Annotated in this window: 15 protein-coding genes; 6 read left to right on the plus strand and 9 right to left on the minus strand. The window is 63.8% G+C overall.

All coding sequences use genetic code 11. The features are described 5' to 3' along the window. Nucleotides 1–48: 48 nt before the first annotated feature. On the minus strand, nucleotides 49–1,125 hold the full coding sequence (gene mtnA / locus D906_RS15175; protein ID WP_019096978.1) for an S-methyl-5-thioribose-1-phosphate isomerase: 1,077 nt from the start codon (nucleotides 1,123–1,125) through the stop codon (nucleotides 49–51). 110 nt (nucleotides 1,126–1,235) lie between these two features. On the opposite strand from mtnA, the gene ubiG reads away from it, so the two are divergent. The 3 genes from ubiG to D906_RS15190 are packed head-to-tail and all read left to right on the plus strand — an operon-like array spanning nucleotide 1,236 to nucleotide 3,378. Continuing rightward, a complete protein-coding gene (ubiG, locus tag D906_RS15180; RefSeq protein ID WP_016715017.1) occupies nucleotides 1,236–1,934 on the plus strand; it encodes a bifunctional 2-polyprenyl-6-hydroxyphenol methylase/3-demethylubiquinol 3-O-methyltransferase UbiG in 699 nt (232 codons plus the stop codon). 2 nt (nucleotides 1,935–1,936) lie between these two features. Continuing rightward, the gene (gene mupP / locus D906_RS15185) at nucleotides 1,937–2,608 is read left to right on the plus strand and encodes an N-acetylmuramic acid 6-phosphate phosphatase MupP (protein ID WP_019096979.1); all 672 of its coding nucleotides are present in this window, start codon (nucleotides 1,937–1,939) and stop codon (nucleotides 2,606–2,608) included. Between the two features lie 29 nt (nucleotides 2,609–2,637). Further along, nucleotides 2,638–3,378 (plus strand): YciK family oxidoreductase, encoded by a 741-nt coding sequence (locus D906_RS15190; protein WP_020371284.1) that lies wholly within the window; start codon nucleotides 2,638–2,640, stop codon nucleotides 3,376–3,378. A gap of 56 nt (nucleotides 3,379–3,434) precedes the next feature. Here the strand turns inward: D906_RS15190 and D906_RS15195 are convergent, their stop codons facing one another. The 7 genes from D906_RS15195 to D906_RS15225 form a co-directional block, all read right to left on the minus strand. After that, a complete protein-coding gene (locus tag D906_RS15195; RefSeq protein ID WP_016715014.1) occupies nucleotides 3,435–4,220 on the minus strand; it encodes a TenA family transcriptional regulator in 786 nt (261 codons plus the stop codon). 30 nt (nucleotides 4,221–4,250) lie between these two features. Beyond that, nucleotides 4,251–6,707: an EAL domain-containing protein gene (locus tag D906_RS15200; protein ID WP_019096980.1), complete on the minus strand. Its 2,457-nt coding sequence runs from the start codon at nucleotides 6,705–6,707 to the stop codon at nucleotides 4,251–4,253. A gap of 124 nt (nucleotides 6,708–6,831) precedes the next feature. After that, nucleotides 6,832–8,664, minus strand: a complete 1,833-nt coding sequence (locus tag D906_RS15205) for an ABC transporter ATP-binding protein (protein ID WP_019096981.1) — start codon at nucleotides 8,662–8,664, stop codon at nucleotides 6,832–6,834. Beyond that, on the minus strand, nucleotides 8,657–9,289 hold the full coding sequence (locus D906_RS15210) for a DsbA family protein (protein WP_016715012.1): 633 nt from the start codon (nucleotides 9,287–9,289) through the stop codon (nucleotides 8,657–8,659). The genes D906_RS15205 and D906_RS15210 overlap by 8 nt, the downstream gene beginning before the upstream one ends. 3 nt (nucleotides 9,290–9,292) lie before the next feature. Continuing rightward, on the minus strand, nucleotides 9,293–10,225 hold the full coding sequence (locus tag D906_RS15215; RefSeq protein ID WP_016715011.1) for a rhodanese-related sulfurtransferase: 933 nt from the start codon (nucleotides 10,223–10,225) through the stop codon (nucleotides 9,293–9,295). Between the two features lie 109 nt (nucleotides 10,226–10,334). Further along, entirely contained in the window at nucleotides 10,335–10,631 is a 297-nt protein-coding gene (locus D906_RS15220; RefSeq protein ID WP_016715010.1) for a BolA family transcriptional regulator, read from the minus strand. A gap of 10 nt (nucleotides 10,632–10,641) precedes the next feature. After that, nucleotides 10,642–11,166, minus strand: a complete 525-nt coding sequence (locus tag D906_RS15225; protein WP_019096983.1) for a DUF2059 domain-containing protein — start codon at nucleotides 11,164–11,166, stop codon at nucleotides 10,642–10,644. 154 nt (nucleotides 11,167–11,320) lie between these two features. On the opposite strand from D906_RS15225, the gene D906_RS15230 reads away from it, so the two are divergent. Then, complete coding sequence (locus D906_RS15230; protein WP_019096984.1) at nucleotides 11,321–12,715, plus strand: class II fumarate hydratase; 1,395 nt, start codon at nucleotides 11,321–11,323, stop codon at nucleotides 12,713–12,715. A 75-nt stretch (nucleotides 12,716–12,790) separates the two neighbouring features. On the opposite strand, the gene pap is transcribed toward D906_RS15230, so the two are convergent. After that, nucleotides 12,791–14,284, minus strand: coding sequence for a polyphosphate:AMP phosphotransferase (gene pap / locus D906_RS15235; RefSeq protein WP_019096985.1), 1,494 nt, complete (start codon nucleotides 14,282–14,284; stop codon nucleotides 12,791–12,793). Between the two features lie 113 nt (nucleotides 14,285–14,397). Here pap and mnmC point away from each other — a divergent pair, with 113 nt between their 5' ends. Both mnmC and D906_RS15245 read left to right on the plus strand, forming a co-directional pair. After that, complete coding sequence (mnmC, locus tag D906_RS15240; RefSeq protein ID WP_027615896.1) at nucleotides 14,398–16,362, plus strand: bifunctional tRNA (5-methylaminomethyl-2-thiouridine)(34)-methyltransferase MnmD/FAD-dependent 5-carboxymethylaminomethyl-2-thiouridine(34) oxidoreductase MnmC; 1,965 nt, start codon at nucleotides 14,398–14,400, stop codon at nucleotides 16,360–16,362. 221 nt (nucleotides 16,363–16,583) lie between these two features. After that, on the plus strand, nucleotides 16,584–18,371 hold the full coding sequence (locus D906_RS15245) for an N-acetylglutaminylglutamine amidotransferase (protein WP_019096987.1): 1,788 nt from the start codon (nucleotides 16,584–16,586) through the stop codon (nucleotides 18,369–18,371). The last annotated feature ends 1 nt before the right edge of the window (nucleotide 18,372 follow it).

Genomic DNA, 18,372 nt, shown 5'->3' on the forward strand with positions numbered 1-18,372 from the left:
CGGTGTTTGAGAGATCGAGCGCCGCCCGCGCGGCGCTCGATCTCCAGCTCAATGCAACCGCTTGCGGCACATCAACTGCGCCAGTTTGGCGGTATCAGGGCGTTCGACAATGCCTCGCTCGGTCACGATCACATCGATCAGGTCGGCCGGGGTCACGTCGAACACCGGATTGAACACCTCCACATCCGGCGCCACCCGGGTACCGGCAATGTCCAGCAGTTCGTCGGACGCGCGCTCTTCCAGCGGAATATCCTCGCCAGTGGCCAGGTTCAGGTCGATGCTGGTGCTCGGCGCCACCACCATGAAGCGCACACCGTGGTGCATGGCGCTGACCGCCAGCTGGTAGGTGCCGATCTTGCTGGCCACGTCGCCGTTGGCAGCGATGCAGTCCGCGCCCACCACCACCCAGGTGATGCCTTTGGTCTTCATCAGGTGCGCCAGCGCCGAGTCGGCGCACAGGGTGACCGGGATGCCTTCGTTGGCCAGCTCCCAGGCGGTCAGGCGCGAGCCTTGCAGCCAGGGGCGGGTTTCGCCGGCATACACCCGCTCGACCATGCCTTCGAGGTAGCCGGCGCGGATCACCCCCAACGCGGTACCAAAGCCGCCGCTGGCCAGCGCACCGGCATTGCCATAGGTGAGCAGGGTCTGGGCATTGCCCTGGTGACGGCGAATCAGTTCGATGCCTTGCTGAGCCATGGTCAGGTTGGCTTCACGGTCGCTTTCATGGATGGCCACGGCTTCGGCCTCCAGTGCTGCCAGCACATCTTCATACGGGCGCAGACGCTGCAGGCGCTCGCGCATGCGGTTCAGCGCCCAGAACAGGTTGGCGGCGGTGGGACGCGCCTCGGCGAGGCAGAGGAAGTCCTCTTCAAGGTCCATTTCCCAATCGCCACCTTCGGCCAGCCGCTCCTCAAGGGCCAGCACCAGGCCGTAAGCGGCGGCAATGCCGATGGCCGAAGCGCCGCGCACCGCCATGTCACGGATCGCCGCCGCCACCTGCGCGACATTGTCGCAGGCCAGCCAGCGTTCATCCGAGGGCAGCAGGCGCTGGTCGAGCAGGTGCAAGACGCCGCCCTGCCAGCGGATCCCGGTCACCTTCTCCGCCGCCAAAAGTCGCTCGCGCATCGCCTCTCCCCGTCGTTCGGATATCAAAAGCCGGCGATTATAGCGACCCTCGGGGCCGAGCGCTCGGGTATACTCCGGCGCAATTTTGCGAAGTTTCAGAGGACTGTTCAATGAGCAACGTCGACCGCGCCGAAATCGCCAAGTTCGAAGCGCTGGCCCACCGCTGGTGGGACCGCGAAAGCGAGTTCAAGCCGCTGCACGAAATCAACCCGCTGCGCGTCAACTGGATCGACGAACGCGCCAGCCTGGCCGGCAAGAAGGTGCTGGACGTCGGCTGCGGCGGCGGCATCCTCAGCGAAGCCATGGCCCTGCGCGGTGCCACGGTAACCGGTATCGACATGGGCGAAGCCCCCTTGGCCGTGGCCCAACTGCACCAGCTGGAGTCCGGCGTGCAGGTGGAATACCGGCAGATTACCGCCGAAGCCCTGGCCGAAGAAATGCCCGAACAGTTCGACGTGGTCACCTGCCTGGAAATGCTCGAGCACGTGCCCGACCCGTCTTCGGTGATTCGCGCCTGCTACCGCATGGTCAAGCCGGGTGGCCAGGTGTTCTTCTCCACCATCAACCGCAACCCCAAGGCCTACCTGCTGGCCATCGTCGGCGCCGAGTACATCCTTAAGATGCTGCCGCGCGGCACCCACGACTTCAAGAAGTTCATCCGCCCATCCGAACTGGGCGCGTGGAGCCGCGCTGCCGGCCTCGAAGTCAAAGACATCATCGGCCTGACCTACAACCCGCTGACCAAGCACTACAAGCTCAACAGCGACGTCGACGTCAACTACATGATCCAGACCCTGCGCGAGGAATGAGCATGCGTTTGCGAGCAGTACTCTTCGACATGGACGGCACCTTGCTGGACACGGCGCCAGACTTCATCGCCATCTGCCAGGCCATGCTCGCCGAGCGCGGCCTGCCGGCCGTTGACGACAACCTGATCCGTGGCGTGATCTCGGGCGGTGCCCGCGCCATGGTAGCCGCCACGTTTGCCATGGACCCGGATGCCGAAGGCTTCGAGGCCCTGCGCCTGGAGTTCCTGGAGCGCTACCAGCGCGACTGCGCGGTGCACAGCAAGCTGTTCGACGGCATGGCCGAGTTGCTGGCCGACATCGAGAAAGGCAACCTGGTGTGGGGCGTGGTCACCAACAAGCCGGTGCGTTTCGCCGAGCCGATCATGCAGCAGCTGGGCCTGGCCGAGCGTTCGGCCTTGCTGATCTGCCCGGACCATGTAAAAAACAGCAAGCCCGACCCCGAGCCGCTGATCCTGGCCTGCAAGACCCTGGACCTGGACCCGGCCAGCGTGCTGTTCGTCGGCGACGACCTGCGCGACATCGAGTCTGGCCGCGACGCCGGCACCCGCACGGCGGCGGTGCGTTACGGCTATATTCATCCAGAGGACAACCCTAACAACTGGGGTGCCGACGTGGTGGTGGACCACCCGCTGGAACTGCGCAAAGTGATCGACAGCGCGCTGTGCGGCTGCTGACCCCCGCCAACGAACACGAAGGACCTACCATGTTCGACTACACCGCCCGCCCCGACCTGCTGCAAGGCCGGGTCATCCTGGTTACCGGTGCCGGCCGCGGCATCGGTGCCGCGGCCGCCAAGGCCTACGCCGCACTGGGCGCCACCGTGCTGCTGCTGGGCAAGACCGAGGCCAACCTGAACGAGGTCTACGACCAGATCGAAGCCGCCGGGCACCCGCAACCGGTGGTCATCCCGTTCAACCTGGAAACCGCCCTGCCCCACCAGTACGACGAGCTGGCGGTGATGATCGAGGATCAGTTCGGCCGCCTGGACGGCCTGCTGAACAATGCCTCGATCATCGGCCCGCGCACGCCGCTGGAGCAGTTGTCGGGCGACAACTTCATGCGCGTGATGCACATCAACGTCGATGCCACCTTCATGCTCACCAGCACCCTGCTGCCGCTATTGAAACTGTCGCAAGACGCCTCGGTGGTGTTCACCAGCAGCAGCGTCGGGCGCAAGGGCCGGGCCTACTGGGGTGCCTATGGGGTGTCGAAGTTCGCCACAGAGGGCCTGATGCAGACCTTGGCCGACGAGCTGGAAGGCGTGGCGCCGGTACGCTCCAACAGCATCAACCCGGGCGCCACGCGCACGGCGATGCGCGCCCAGGCCTACCCCAGCGAGAACCCGCAGAACAACCCGCTGCCCGAAGAGATCATGCCGGTGTACCTGTACCTGATGGGGCCGGACAGCACCGGGGTGAATGGGCAGGCGTTCAACGCCCAATAAACCTGTACCGGCCTCTCGCGGGCTTGCCCGCGAAGAGGCCGGTACAGGAAAGCAGATCAGCCCGCTGCCAACGCCGGGCGCAGGCGGCCCTGCTGGCGCCCTTCCAGTTGCATGCACCTTTCCAGGAACAGGAACATGCAGTCGTAACTCTTGCAAATCGCCCTGCGCAGCTCGGTGCGCAGCCCCAGCGTCGGGTTCTCGCCCGCCAGGGTACAGATGATCTCCAGCGCCTCCCACGGGTGCGCATCGTCATACTGGGCATGCATCTTCAGCCACTTCATCGCCCGCTTGCGCTGGTCCTCCGGGAAGCCCAGTGCATAGGTGTCGGTCGAGCACACCACCGCCGACCACTCCCCGGTAGCCCCCTCGATGGCGTAGTTGGTCGCCGCCATGGAAATGGCCAGGTTCTCGGTAGCGCACACGCGCCAGCACCAGTCGTTCAACCCGTTCAGCTCGGGCGGCACTTCCTGGGCCTGCAACTCATGCAGGTGCACGCCATGCGCCTGACACCAGTTCACCCAGTAGTCGGCGTGGTTCAGCTCAACCCGGATATTGCGCATCAACCAGCGCCGCGCCATGTCTTCGCCCTGGTGCCGCCCATAACGGGTCTTGGTCAGGTTGTGGGCCATGTACAGCGAAAACTGCTCCACCACCGGCCAGCCACCGATCAGGTACTGGCGAATGGTCGACTGCTTGAGCTGGCCATCGCGCAGGCGCGCATAGAACTCGTGCTCGACCACCCGGCGCTTGCTTTCGCGACAGTCTTCAATCAGTTGCTGGGCCCACTGTGGGTAGCTGGCGGGGTCCATCAAAGGCCCGATACGAACGAATGCATCAATCACTTTCAGCTCCTTGATCCTTGTGATTTCTAGCTAGCGAAACGTGCCAGGTGCGCGCTGCAACAGAGGCCGGGCGGCGATCCGTTGGCGCTGCAGACTGTCACAGGTGAACACCTGCGGGCGTTCGATCAGGTAACCCTGGGCGTAATCCACGCCTATTTCCTGTAGGGCCTGCTCGATCAAGGGTGTTTCGACGAACTCGGCGATGGTGCGTTTCCCCATGACATGGCCGATATGGTTGATGACCTCGACCATGGCCCGGTTGACCGGGTCGTCGAGCATGTCCTTGACGAAACTGCCGTCAATTTTCAGGAAATCCACGGGTAAATGCTTGAGGTAGGCGAACGAAGACATGCCAGCGCAAAAATCATCGAGCGAGAAGCGGCAGCCCAGCCCCTTCAACTCGTTGATGAAGCGGATGGCGCTACCCAGGTTGGCAATGGCGCTGGTTTCGGTGATTTCGAAACAGATCATCCGTGGCGGGATTGCGTATTCGACAAAGAGCCGCTGCAGGTACTCGAGAAACTTGTCATCGCCGATGCTAGACCCTGACAGGTTGATCGCGCAGATCGACAGCGGCCCTTCACGCCGTTCGTCCAGGCATTGGCGGATGACCTGGAACACATTGCGCACCACCCAGCGGTCCAGCGCGGTCATCAGGCCATAGCGCTCGGCTGCCGGAATGAAGCTGCTGGGCAGAATGGTACGGCCACTTTCGTCGTGCAGGCGCAGCAGGATTTCGATATGGCCCGGGCCTTCGAACGTTTTCAGCGGGGCAATTTCCTGGGCGTACAGGCAGAAGCGGTTTTCTTCCAGGGCCACATGCAAGCGCTGGATCCAGGCCATTTCACCAAAGCGCATGGACAGCTCACTGTCATCGGCGTGGTACACCTGCACGCGGTTGCGCCCCTTTTCCTTGGCCATGTAGCAGGCCATGTCGGCAGCGCGCAGCGAGGTTTCGAGGGTACCGGGGGCCTGGGCCATGTGCACCAGGCCAACACTGACCGTGGTGACGAACGGCCGTCCCTTCCACACGAAATGCAGGCTCTGCACCATCTGGCGTAACTGTTCGGCAATGCGCTCGGCCTGGTCGGGCGGGCAGTTTTCCAGGAGCACGCCAAATTCGTCACCCCCCAGCCGCGCCAGGGTATCGCCTTCACGCAGGCCGGATTGCAGCACGGCGCAGATGTGCCGCAGCAGCTCATCACCGGCGGCGTGGCCGCAGGTGTCGTTCACCAGCTTGAACTGGTCGAGGTCAAGGAACATCAGCGAATGCCGCCCAGCCTGGCGCGCCAGGTCATTGAGCGCCTGCTCCAGGCGGTACTCGAACTCGCGGCGGTTGGCCAGGCCGGTCAGGGCATCGTGGGTGGCCTGCCAGGACAGGTTGGCGATGTACTGGCGTTCTTGGGTCATGTCATGCAGTACCAGTACGATGCCGCTGACCTGGCCATCGCTGACGATGGGCGAGCCTACCAGGTTGATCGACACGGTGCTGCCATCCAGGCGCTGAATCAGCCGGGCATGCTCCGCGCCGCCCTTGAGGCTACCGCTAAGCACCTGCTCGACCAGGCTGCTGCCATCTTCTTCAGCCTGCTCGTCTACCAGGCTGAACAGCGCTGACAACGGCAGGCCCTGGGCCTGACCAGACTGCCAGTGGGTCAGTTGCTCGGCGGCCGGGTTCATGTAGCCGATACTGCCCTCCACATCCGTGGTGATCACCGCATCACCAATGGCCTGCAGGGTGATCTGTGCCCGCTCCTTTTCCTCCTGCAGGGCACTGGCGAAGGCTTGGCGCTGGGCCAGCAGCTTGCTGGAGCGGCGCCACGCGATAGCAATGAGAAACATGGCCGTCAGCAGGTTGGTGATCAGCAGCACCCGCAACAGCATGCGCGAGCCTTCACCCAGCGCATCACTGAACGCCTTGGCGGCGGGTGTGACACCCTCGTTGATGGTGACGATACGGGCCTTCCATGCACTCACTGCCTGGGCGTCTACCGGGCCGGTGGCAAAGCTCTGGCGCATCTCGCCAGCCAGCACATCGAGCTTGGCCAGGTAATCGTCGCCAATGTCCCAGTAGTCGATGGCTGTCTGCATATAGCTGATGTTGCGGAAATTGCGGTAGAACCAGATGATCCGCTGGACATCGTCGGGGTGGTTGCCACCCTGCAGCACCGCCCGGCGCGCCGCATCCAGATCAGGGCTGGGCTGGTCGAGCACCTCGCGCAACTGGTGGTCACCCTGCGGCACGGTAATGGCTTGGCGATAGCGCTGATAGGTGCTGTCGTCGCGGGTTTCGGCGTACAGGTTAAGGTAGTAAATGGCGTCTTTCTGGGCCTTGGACCACAGGCTTTCGCCCGCGACATAGGCGCGCACGGCCGACAGCGTATAAAGGCTGAGGCTGCCCAACGCTACCTGGAAGACCACAACGGCGATGAAGGGCCAGGTGATGCCGAGCAACTTTGGCGCTTCTAGAGTGCGATGTCCCTTCATGGATTCCCTGTCACAGAGCAGATAAGGCGCAAATCAACCCAGACAAGCACAGCGTAGGCCATTTGCCATCGTTGTGGAGGGGATTTTTATGACAGGGAATCGGGGGATTTGTACAGTTTGAACGTCAGCTTTGCTGCAGGTGCCCATAAAGCTTGGCGTATAACCCACCCTCGGCAATCAGTTGCTGGTGGCCACCCTCTTCGGCGACATGCCCACCATCGAATACCAGCACCCGGTCGGCCTGTTTCACGGCCGACAGGCGGTGGGCGATGATCAGCGTGGTACGGCCGCTGAGGAAGCGCGCCAATGCCTGATGCAGGTTGTACTCGGTGGCAGCGTCCAGCGCCGAGGTGGCCTCGTCGAGGATCACCACCTTGGGCTCGGCCAACACCATGCGGGCGATGGCCAGGCGCTGACGCTGGCCGCCGGACAAGCGCACGCCGGAACGCCCCACCACACTGTCCAGGCCCTGCGGCAAGGCCGCAACGGTGGCATCCAGCTGAGCGATGCGCAGCGCTTGCCAGCAGGCGTCGTCGCTGCAGTCGCGGCCCATGTTCAGGTTGGCGCGTACGGTGTCGTTGAACAGTGACGGGTGCTGCAACACCACCGCCACGTTTTCACGCAGGGTTTCCAGGCCGATTTCCTGCAGGCTGGCACCCCCAAAGCGGATGGTACCGGCCTGGGCGCTATAGAGGCCCAGCAACAGTTGCACCAAGGTGCTTTTGCCGCCGCCACTGGCACCGACAATCGCTACCTTTTCACCCGGGGCGATGGACAGGTCCAGGTTATCCAGCACTGGCTCGTCGGCATAGGCAAAACGCAAGTCGCGCACCTCTATACCCACCGTGTCACGCCCGACGAACGGGTCGCAGGCGGCCGGGTACTGCGGCTCGTCAGCACGCGCCAACAGCTCGTTGAGGCGGCTCAGCGCACCGCCAGCGGCATAGTAGGCGTATTGCAGGTTGAGCAGCTGTTCGACCGGGCCGATCATGAACCACAGGTAGCTGAACACCGCCAGCATCTGGCCGATCGACAAGTCGGAGAACAGCACGGTGAGCATGGCGGCTGCCCGGAAAATGTCGATGCCGAACTGGAACAGCAGGCCACTGGCACGGCCACTGGCATCGCTTTTCCACTGCGAATCCACAGCGTAGTCGCGCACTTCGCGGGCACGCAGGCCAAGGCGGCCCAGGAAGTAGCCCTGGCGGTTGCCGGCACGGATTTCCTGGATGGCATCGAGCGTTTCCGCCAGCGCCTGGGTAAAACGCGCGGTGCTGTCGTTTTCGAGCTTTTTCAGGTGTTTGACGCGCTTGCCCAGCTGCACGGTGAAGTAGATCACCAGCGGGTTGAACAGCAAGATCAGCAACGCCAGCTGCCAGTGCATCCAGATCAGGATTGCCGCCGTGCCGGTCAACGTCAGCATGGCCACCAGGAAACGGCTGAGGGTTTCGCCCACGAACTTGTCGAGGGTGTCCAGGTCGGTGACCAGGTGAGTGGTTACCGTGCCGCTGCCCAGGCTTTCGTATTCTTTCAGCGAAATGCGCTTGAGCCGCTCTATAAGGCGAATTCGCAGGCGGTAGACGATGTCCTTGGCCAAGCCGGCAAACAGCTTGGCCTGGATCACGTTGAACGCCAGCGCCGCCAGGCGCAGGCACAGGGTGAGCACCAGCATCAGGCCGATGTAGCCGGCTGCCACCTGCCAGCTGGACGGCAGCAGGTGGTTCATCCACTTCAGCGCGGCATCGCCATGGCCCAGCAGCACTTCATCCACCAGCAGCGGCAGCAGCAGCGGAATGGGCACGCTGCAACACGCCGCCAGCACAGCGATGAGGTTGGCGGACCAGAGGTTTTGCTTGTGGTGCAGGGCCAGACGGCGGATTTCCGCCCAGCTCAGTCGATCGGCCGCAGTGTATGGCTTGCCCGGTACCGGGTCGGGTGACCCAGGCGCATCAAGCACAGGCGGCCTGCTGCAGCCAACGGCCGAGCAAGGGTTGCAGGCGCTCCAGCGGCTGGTAGCCGTTGGTCAGCAGGGCCAGTTGGCCGTTGCGCTCGGCCAGCAAGGTCGGGAAACCGGCGATACCCAGGTCCTGTGCCCAGCTGAAGTCGGCCGCAGTGGCCGCACGGGTATCGGCACGGGCGAAGGTTTCGGCGAACACGGCACGGTCGAAGCCCGCCTGCTCGGCCAGCTCGACCAGCTGCGGCGCGGTGGTCACATCCACGCCCTGCTCGTAGAACGAACGCTGAATCAGCGCCAGCAGCGGCCAGACGCGCTCGGCGTCCAGCTCGCGGGCCGTGACCAGGGCACGGCAGGCCGGTTCGGTGTCGTAGACGAAGCCGTCGGGCATGGCCCCCTCGAAGCGGAACGGCTGGCCGGTGGCGTCGGCCACCGCCTGCCAGTGTTCGAGGATGTACTTGCGGGTAGAGCTGTCCAGCGCACTGCCACCCGTGCGCAGCCCGCCCACCACCAGACGGGTGGCGATACCGGCCTCACGCGCCTGGGCGATCAGGGCCGCCGCCACTGGCGCGAAACCCCAGCACCAGGAGCACATCGGGTCCATCACATAGATCAGGCGTGCAGACATGCCTCAAGCCTCGGCTTTGTAGTTGTAACCGATCGGGTGCGGCAGGTTGCGGGCCTTGGCCAGCTCGATCTGCTTCTGCCGATCGATGGCACTGCGCCGGGTCTTTTCGCTCAAGGTGTCCCAGCAATGCGGGCAGCTGACCCCTGGCGAATAGTGCTCGGACGCGCGCTCCTCTGCATTGATCGGGTGGCGGCAGGCGTGGCACTGGTCGTACTCGCCTTCGCTCAGGTCATGGCGCACCGTGACGCGGTTGTCGAAGACGAAGCAGTCGCCGTCCCACAGGCTTTCTTCCTGAGGCACTTCCTCGAAGTATTTCAGGATACCGCCCTTAAGATGATAGACCGCCTCGAAGCCTTCACCGAGCATGTAGCTGGAGGCTTTTTCGCAACGGATGCCGCCGGTGCAGAACATGGCCACCTTCTTGTGCTTGCTCGGGTCGAAGTTGGCCTTGATGTACTCCGGGAACTCGCGGAAGGTCTCGGTCTTGGGGTCGATGGCACCTTTGAAGGTACCAATGGCCACTTCGTAGTCGTTGCGGGTGTCGATCAGCAGCACTTCCGGGTCGCTGATCAGGGCGTTCCAGTCCTTGGGCTCGACATAGGTGCCGACCGCCTGGTTGGGGTCTACGCCTGGCACGCCGAGGGTGACGATTTCTTTCTTGAGCTTGACCTTGGTGCGGTAGAACGGCTGTTCGTCGCAGTACGACTCTTTGTGGTCGACATCGACCAGGCGCGGGTCGTTGCGCAGCCAGGCCAGCAGGCCATCGATGCCTTCGCGGGTGGCCGACACCGTGCCGTTGATGCCCTCGTGGGCCAGCAGCAGGGTGCCTTTGACGTTGTTGTCGAGCATGGCCTTGAGCAGCGGCTCACGCAGCTCGACGTAGTCTTCCAGGGTGACGAACTTGTACAGCGCCGCGACGACGATGGCTTGAGACATGAAGCAGGTTCTCCAGGTGGTTGCCCTCGTAAGGGGCGGACCGGGTTGACAAATAAAAACGCGCCGACAAGCGGCGCGTTGCGAATTCTACCAGAACGACAGAAAGGTTTCAGTGCCCGCCGCCCGCACACACCGGCGAGGCCGGTGCAACGCCGACCTTGGCCCACTCTTCGGCGGTGTAGGTATGGATGGCCAGGGCGTGAATTTCGCCCATCAGCTCACCCATGGTGGCGTACACCTTCTGGTGGCGCTTGACGCTGTTCAACCCGGCAAACTGCTCGCTGACGATCACTGCTTTGTAGTGGGTCTCCTGACCACGACTGTGCATGTGGCTTTCGTTGAGCACTTGCAGGTGTTCCGGCGCCAGGGCCGCCAGTTGCTGTTCAATGCGCTGCTGCATGGTCATTGCGGCGTACTCACTTCTTCGCCGGAGCGGCGGCCTTGCCCACGTTCGGGTCCAGCTCTTTGGTCATGTCTTCCAGCAGCTTGTTCACCACCGGTACTGCGGGTTCCAGGCTCTGCTGGGTCAGCTGGGCCGACTGCTGGGTGACCTTGGGCATTTCACGCAGCACTTTCTTGCCGAGCGGCGATTCGTAGAACTTGACCAGGTCTTTCAGTTCCTGCTCGGTGAACGTCTGGGTGTACAGGTCGACCATCTTCGGCTTCAGCTTGTTCCAGCCGATGGCGTTGTCCAGTGCGGCGTTGGCCTTGGCCTGATAGCTTTCCAGTACCGGCTGCTTGGCGGCCGGGGCCTTGGTCTGGGCGAAGCGCTGGGCGAACATCTGCTGCACTTGCATATAAACCGGGGTGCCCAGCTTGTCGGCGTTGGCCAGGGTCAGGAACTTCTCGGCAGCAGCGTTATGGCTGGCGGTGGCAGCGAGCACCTGGCCGCTGGCGCAAACCAGGGCAACGGCGGCACAAAGGACACGGAGACGGGTCATTGCATTTCCTTCAAAGAGAGGGAGGCGGGTACCTCAGAGTAGAGCATTCTGCGCCGTGGTGGCGATGTGCTCAAGTGGCACGACGAGCGACGGAACCGCTCTGTCGATTCAGGGCCTAAACTGCGAATTCGAACTACACAGGAGTGCGTACAGAATGAGCCGTATCGAGACAGACAGCCTGGGCCCGGTCGAAGTTCCGGAGGACGCCTATTGGGGTGCGCAGACCCAGCGTTCGCTGATCAACTTCGCCATTGGCAAGGAACGCATGCCCCTTGCGGTGCTGCACGCCCTGGCGCTGATCAAGAAGGCCGCTGCACGCGTCAACGACCGCAATGGCGCCCTGCCGGCCGACATCGCCCGGCTGATCGAACAGGCCGCCGACGAAGTGCTGGATGGCCAGCATGACGACCAGTTTCCGTTGGTCGTCTGGCAAACCGGCAGCGGCACCCAGAGCAACATGAACGTCAACGAAGTGATTGCCGGGCGCGCCAACGAACTGGCCGGCAAGGGCCGTGGCGGCAAGGCACCGGTGCACCCCAACGACCACGTCAACCGCTCGCAAAGCTCCAACGACTGCTTCCCCACCGCCATGCACATTGCTGCCGCCCAGGCAGTGCATGAAAAACTGCTGCCGGCCATCGCCGAACTGTCGTCGGGCCTGGCCGAGTTGTCGGCGCGCCACCAAAAGCTGGTGAAGACCGGCCGCACGCACATGATGGATGCCACGCCAATCACCTTCGGCCAGGAAGTCTCGGCCTTCGTTGCCCAGCTCGATTACGCCCAGCGAGCCATCCGCGCCACCCTGCCGGCGGTCTGTGAGCTGGCCCAGGGCGGCACCGCCGTGGGTACCGGCCTTAATGCACCGCATGGTTTTGCCGAGGCCATCGCTGCCGAGCTGGCGGCGGAGTCCGGCCTGCCGTTCGTCACTGCGCCAAACAAGTTTGCCGCCCTCGCCGGCCACGAACCGCTGACCAGCCTGGCGGGCGCCCTGAAGACCCTGGCCGTGGCCCTGATGAAAATTGCCAACGACCTGCGCCTGCTCGGTTCCGGCCCTCGCGCCGGGCTGGCCGAAGTGCGACTGCCAGCCAACGAACCCGGCAGCTCGATCATGCCGGGCAAGGTCAACCCTACCCAGTGCGAGGCGCTGTCGATGCTGGCCTGCCAGGTGCTGGGCAACGACGCGGCCATCGGCTTTGCCGCCAGCCAAGGGCACTTGCAACTGAACGTGTTCAAGCCGGTGATCATCCATAACCTGTTGCAGTCGATCGAGTTGCTGGCGGATGGCTGTCGCAACTTTCAGGAGCACTGCGTGGCGGGTATCGAGCCGGATGCCGGGCAGATGGCTGAGCACCTGGAGCGCGGGTTGATGCTGGTGACGGCGCTTAACCCGCATATTGGCTATGACAAGTCGGCGGAGATTGCCAAGAAGGCTTATAGCGAGGGCAAGACCTTGCGCGAGGCGGCGCTGGAGTTGAAGTACCTGACCAATGAGCAGTTCGACCAGTGGGTAAGGCCGGAGAACATGCTGGCACCGGGTGGTAAAGGCTGAACCACCTATAACCTGTACCGGCCTCTTCGCGGGCTTGCCCGCTAAGAGGCCGGTACAGGCAGCCGAGCACTTCAGCTATTTTTTGTCCTTGGCAAACGCCGCCTCAAGCGCCTGGTTGATGGTGCGCAACACCTTAACCCGCGCCCAGCGCTTGTCGTTGGCCTCTACCAACGTCCACGGCGCAATCTCGCTGCTGGTGCGGTCGACCATGTCGCCTACGGCCTGGACGTAGTCGTCCCACTTGTCGCGGTTGCGCCAGTCGTCCTCGGTGATCTTGTAACGCTTGAACGGGATCTGCTCACGCTCCTCGAAACGTTCCAGCTGGGTCTGCTGATCAATCGCCAGCCAGAACTTGACCAACACCACGCCGGCATTCACCAACTGCTCTTCAAAGTCGTTGATCTCGCTGTAGGCGCGCATCCAGTCGGCCGGGCTGCAGAAGCCCTCCACCCGCTCGACCAGCACCCGGCCATACCAGGATCGGTCGAAAATGGTGAACTTGCCGCGTGCCGGGATATGCCGCCAGAATCGCCACAGGTAAGGCTGCGCGCGTTCTTCTTCGGTGGGTGCGGCAATCGGCACGATACGGTACTGGCGCGGATCCAGCGCCGCCGCCACCCGGCGGATGGCGCCGCCCTTGCCGGCAGCGTCGTTGCCTTCGAACACCGCCACCAACGCGTGCCTGCGCATGTGCTTGTCGCGCAGCAGGCCGGCCAGGCGGGCCTGTTCGGTGACCAGCTGTTCCTGGTAGTCGGATTTGTCCAGCCGCAGGGTCATGTCCAGGGCGCCCAGCAGGCTGCGGCCGTCGATACTGCGGCCCAGCGGAGCCACGTTGCCCTGGTGCTTGCCCTTGGGGTTGTGGGCCAGCGCGGCTTGCAGGCTTTCCAGCAGGATGCGCCCTACCGCCAGGCTACGGTAGTTCGGGTCGACGCCCTCGATGATATGCCACGGCGCATAGTCGCGGCTGGTGCGGCGCAGCACGCGCTCGCCAAAGCGCACAAAACGGTCGTAGGTTTCGGACTGCTGCCAGTCCAGCGGGCTGATCTTCCAGCTGTGCAGCGGGTCGTCCTTGAGCGATTTCAACCGCGCCTTCATCTGCTTCTTGGACAGGTGGAACCAGAACTTGATGATCAGCGCACCTTCATCGCACAGCATCTGCTCCAGCCGCTCGGCGCCCATGATGGCCTGGTCGAGCACGGCATCCTTGAATACCCCGTGCACCCGCCCCTGCAGCATCTGGCTGTACCAGTTGCCGAAGAACACGCCCATCCGCCCCTTGGGGGGCAAGGCCCGCCAATAGCGCCAGGCCGGCGGGCGAGCCAGCTCTTCGTCGGTCTGCTGGTCGAAGGTGAGCACATCGATCATGCGCGGGTCCATCCACTCGTTGAGCAGTTTTACCGTCTCACCCTTGCCGGCACCTTCGATGCCGTTGATCAGCACGATCACCGGGAAACGCGCCTGCTGCTTGAGTTCGTACTGGGCTTCGAGCAGGGCCTCGCGTAAAGCGGGTACCTCGGCGTCGTAAGCCTCCTTGTCGATGCTGTGGCCGATTTCGGCGGATTCAAACATGCACTGGCTCCTTCAATGGATAAGCAAGACTAGCGGATTTGTGGGCCGCCTGTGCCTGTGCAAAATCACCAGATGGCATAAAATCCCGCCCATCTGCTGCAACCGAGCCAACCATGTCCACCCTCCTCCAGCACGCCCAGATCGACTGGGACGACCAGGGCCGCCCCCACTCGCGGCAATACGATGACGTCTACTTCGCGGTCAACGAAGGCATCGAAGAAACCAAGCATGTGTTCCTCGGCCAGACCCGCCTGGCCGAGCGTTTTGCCAACCTGGCCCCGCACGCCTGCCTGGTGATCGGCGAAACCGGCTTTGGCACTGGCATGAACTTTTTCTGCGCTTGGCAGCTGTTTGAAGAACATGCCCACAGCAACGCGCGGCTGCACTTCGTCAGCGTCGAGAAATACCCACTCAGCCTGGCCGACATGGCCCGCGCAGTGCACCTGTGGCCGGAGCTTGCCGCCTACACCGAGCCGCTGCTGGCGCAATACGTGGCGGTTCACCAGGGCTTCCAGCAATTCACCTTCGCCGAGGGCATGGTCACCCTCACACTGCTGGTCGGTGATGTACTGGAACAGCTGCCGCAGCTCGATGCGCAGATCGATGTGTGGTTCCTCGATGGTTTCGCCCCGGCGAAGAACCCCGACATGTGGACCCCGGAGCTGTTTGCGCAACTGGCGCGGCTGTCGCACCCCGGCACCGTGCTGGGCACCTTCACCACCACGGGCTGGGTACGCCGCAGCCTGGTCGAAGCCGGCTTCGCCATGAAGAAGGTGCCGGGCATCGGCAAGAAGTGGGAAGTGATGAGCGGCGCTTACGTCGGCCCCCGGCCCGGCCCCAATGCGCCTTGGTATGCGCGCCCGCCGGCCATTCCAGGACCGCGTGAAGCGCTCGTGATCGGAGCCGGGCTCGCTGGCAGCACAACCGCTGCCAGCCTGGCCCGGCGTGGCTGGCAGGTGACCGTGCTGGAACGCCACGATGCACCGGCCCGGGAAGCCTCGGGCAACCCGCAGGGGGTGCTGTACCTCAAGCTGTCTGCGCATGGCACCGCGCTGTCGCAAATGATCCTGTCCGGCTTCGGCTACACCCGTCGCCAGCTCGAGCGCTTGCAGCGTGGCCAGGACTGGGATGCCTGCGGGGTGCTGCAACTGGCCTTCGACAGCAAAGAGGCCGAACGCCAAGGCAAGCTGGCTGCCGCTTTCGACCACGCCTTGCTGCACACCCTGGCGCGCACCGAGGCCGAAGCCATTGCCGGTGTGGCCCTGCCTGCCGGCGGCCTGTTCTACCCCGAAGGCGGTTGGGTGCACCCGCCTGCCCTGTGCCAGCAGCAGTTGCAGCACCCGGGGATTCAGCTGATGACACACCAGGAAGTGCTTGAGCTGCGCAAGGTGGATGACCAGTGGCAAGCCTGGGCGGGTGAGCGCCTGCTGGCCAGTGCGCCTGTGGTCATCCTGGCCGGTGCCGCCGACGTTCGGCGTTTCGAGCCTTGCGCACAGTTGCCGCTCAAACGTATTCGCGGGCAGATTACCCGGCTGCCAGCCACTGCCGCCAGCCGCATGCTCAGCACGGTGGTATGCGCAGAGGGCTATGTAGCGCCACCCCGCGGGGACGAGCATACCTTGGGCGCAAGCTTCGACTTCCACAGCGAAGACCTGGCGCCAACGGTTGCCGAACACCAGGGCAACCTGGCGCTGCTGGACGAGATTTCCGTCGACCTGGCGCAGCGCTTGGGCACAGCCGAGTTGGCCCCTGAGCAGTTGCAGGGGCGCGCAGCCTTCCGTTGCACCAGCCCGGATTACCTGCCGATCGTGGGGCCGGTAGCTGATGTGCAGGCGTTTGCCCAGGCCTATGCGGTGCTGAGCCGGGATGCGCGTCAGGTGCCGGATGTGGCCTGCCCTTGGCTGGAGGGGTTGTATGTGAACAGCGGGCACGGGTCGCGCGGGTTGATCACGGCGCCGCTAAGTGGCGAGCTGGTGGCGGCTTGGGTCTGCGGGGAACCGTTGCCGTTGCCGCGGGCAGTGGCGGAGGCTTGTCATCCGAACCGGTTTGCGTTGCGTAAGCTGATTCGGGGTAAGTGATTGCATCGGGGGCTTGCCGACGGATTTGCTGCGCCTGTGAGATCGAGCGCCGCCCGCGCGGCGCTCGATTCGCGCAACACCACAAAGCTCACGACAAGCACCTACCCTCTCAACCTCATATAACAAATCGTTCTAAAACTCTCAAAAATCACATAGGTCAGTTCCTTAAGGTGCCCTAATCCGGGGCACCCCCTCCCCAACGGAAAAACCGGTAAGGACTTATGTGCGGATTAGCAGGAGAGTTGCGTTTCACCCCCATCGACCAAGCCCCTCGCCCAGCCGACCTGGCTGCGGTAGAGCGCATCACCCATCACCTGGCCCCGCGTGGCCCGGATGCCTGGGGCTTCCATAGCCAGGGCCCGATCGCCCTGGGCCACCGGCGCCTGAAAATCATGGACTTGTCCGACGGTTCGGCGCAGCCGATGGTCGACAACACCCTGGGCCTGTCACTGGCCTTCAACGGTGCCATCTACAACTTCCCCGAACTGCGCCAGGAGCTACAGGACCTGGGCTATACCTTCTGGTCCGACGGCGATACCGAGGTGCTGCTGAAGGGTTACCACGCCTGGGGCGCGGCGTTGCTGCCCAAGCTTAACGGCATGTTCGCGCTGGCCATCTGGGAGCGCGACAACCAGCGCCTGTTCCTGGCCCGCGACCGCCTGGGCGTCAAACCCCTGTACCTGTCGCGCAACGGCGAGCGCCTGCGCTTCGCCTCGACCCTGCCGGCCCTGCTCAAGGGTGGCGACATCGACCCTGTGCTCGACCCGGTGGCGCTCAACCATTACCTGAACTTCCACGCTGTGGTACCGGCACCGCGCACTTTGCTGGCCAATGTGCAGAAGCTGGAGCCCGGCACCTGGATGCGCATCGACTGCCATGGTGAAGTGGAACGCCAGACCTGGTGGCAGCTGAAATACGGCGCCAACCCGGACGAGCGCGAGCTGGACCTGGAAGGCTGGACCACCCGCGTGCTCGACGCCACACGCGACGCTGTGGCCATCCGTCAGCGTGCTGCAGTGGACGTGGGTGTGCTGCTGTCCGGCGGGGTCGACTCCAGCCTGCTGGTCGGCCTACTGCGCGAAGTGGGCGTGGACGACCTGTCGACGTTCTCCATCGGCTTTGAAGACGCTGGCGGCGAACGTGGCGACGAGTTCCAGTATTCCGACCTGATCGCCAAACACTACGGCACACGCCACCACCAGCTGCGCATTGCCGAACACGAGATCATCGACCAACTGCCGGCCGCGTTCCGTGCCATGAGCGAGCCGATGGTCAGCCACGACTGCATCGCCTTCTACCTGCTGTCACGGGAAGTGGCCAAGCATTGCAAGGGCGTGCAAAGCGGCCAGGGCGCGGACGAGCTGTTCGCCGGCTACCACTGGTACCCGCAGGTGGACGGCGCCGAGGATGCCTATGCCGCCTATCGCGACGCGTTCTTCGACCGCAGCCACGCCGAGTACCGCAACACCGTGCAGGCGCCCTGGCTACTGGAAACCGACGCGGCCGGCGACTTCGTACGCGAACACTTCGCCCGCCCCGGTGCCCGGGATGCAGTGGACAAGGCCCTGCGCCTGGACAGTACGGTGATGCTGGTGGACGACCCGGTCAAGCGCGTGGACAACATGACCATGGCCTGGGGCCTGGAGGCACGCACACCGTTCCTCGACTACCGCCTGGTGGAACTGTCGGCGCGCATTCCGGCGCGCTTCAAATTGCCCGACGGCGGCAAGCAGGTGCTCAAGCAGGCAGCGCGACGGGTGATCCCGCATGAGGTGATCGACCGCAAGAAGGGCTACTTCCCGGTACCGGGCCTGAAGCACCTGGAAGGCGCCACCCTGGGTTGGGTACGCGAGCTGCTGACCGACCCCAGCCAGGACCGTGGGCTGTTCAACCCGGCCATGCTCGACCGCCTGCTCAGCAACCCGCATGGCCAGCTGACACCGCTGCGCGGATCCAAGCTATGGCAACTGGCGGCGCTTAACCTGTGGCTGAGCGAACAAGGAATCTGAC

The organism is Pseudomonas sp. LAIL14HWK12:I1 (assembly GCF_003202095.1).
Classification (GTDB): Bacteria; Pseudomonadota; Gammaproteobacteria; order Pseudomonadales; family Pseudomonadaceae; genus Aquipseudomonas; species Aquipseudomonas monteilii.

Coding starts and splice junctions, on each gene's coding strand:
- D906_RS15200 (WP_019096980.1), bottom strand. CDS start 6,707: ATGAAGGGACATCGCACTCTAGAAGCGCCAAAGTTGCTCGGCATCACC.
- mupP (WP_019096979.1), top strand. CDS start 1,937: ATGCGTTTGCGAGCAGTACTCTTCGACATGGACGGCACCTTGCTGGAC.
- pap (WP_019096985.1), bottom strand. CDS start 14,284: ATGTTTGAATCCGCCGAAATCGGCCACAGCATCGACAAGGAGGCTTAC.
- D906_RS15245 (WP_019096987.1), top strand. CDS start 16,584: ATGTGCGGATTAGCAGGAGAGTTGCGTTTCACCCCCATCGACCAAGCC.
- mnmC (WP_027615896.1), top strand. CDS start 14,398: ATGTCCACCCTCCTCCAGCACGCCCAGATCGACTGGGACGACCAGGGC.
- D906_RS15190 (WP_020371284.1), top strand. CDS start 2,638: ATGTTCGACTACACCGCCCGCCCCGACCTGCTGCAAGGCCGGGTCATC.
- D906_RS15210 (WP_016715012.1), bottom strand. CDS start 9,289: ATGTCTGCACGCCTGATCTATGTGATGGACCCGATGTGCTCCTGGTGC.
- D906_RS15225 (WP_019096983.1), bottom strand. CDS start 11,166: ATGACCCGTCTCCGTGTCCTTTGTGCCGCCGTTGCCCTGGTTTGCGCC.
- D906_RS15220 (WP_016715010.1), bottom strand. CDS start 10,631: ATGACCATGCAGCAGCGCATTGAACAGCAACTGGCGGCCCTGGCGCCG.
- ubiG (WP_016715017.1), top strand. CDS start 1,236: ATGAGCAACGTCGACCGCGCCGAAATCGCCAAGTTCGAAGCGCTGGCC.
- D906_RS15230 (WP_019096984.1), top strand. CDS start 11,321: ATGAGCCGTATCGAGACAGACAGCCTGGGCCCGGTCGAAGTTCCGGAG.
- D906_RS15215 (WP_016715011.1), bottom strand. CDS start 10,225: ATGTCTCAAGCCATCGTCGTCGCGGCGCTGTACAAGTTCGTCACCCTG.
- mtnA (WP_019096978.1), bottom strand. CDS start 1,125: ATGCGCGAGCGACTTTTGGCGGCGGAGAAGGTGACCGGGATCCGCTGG.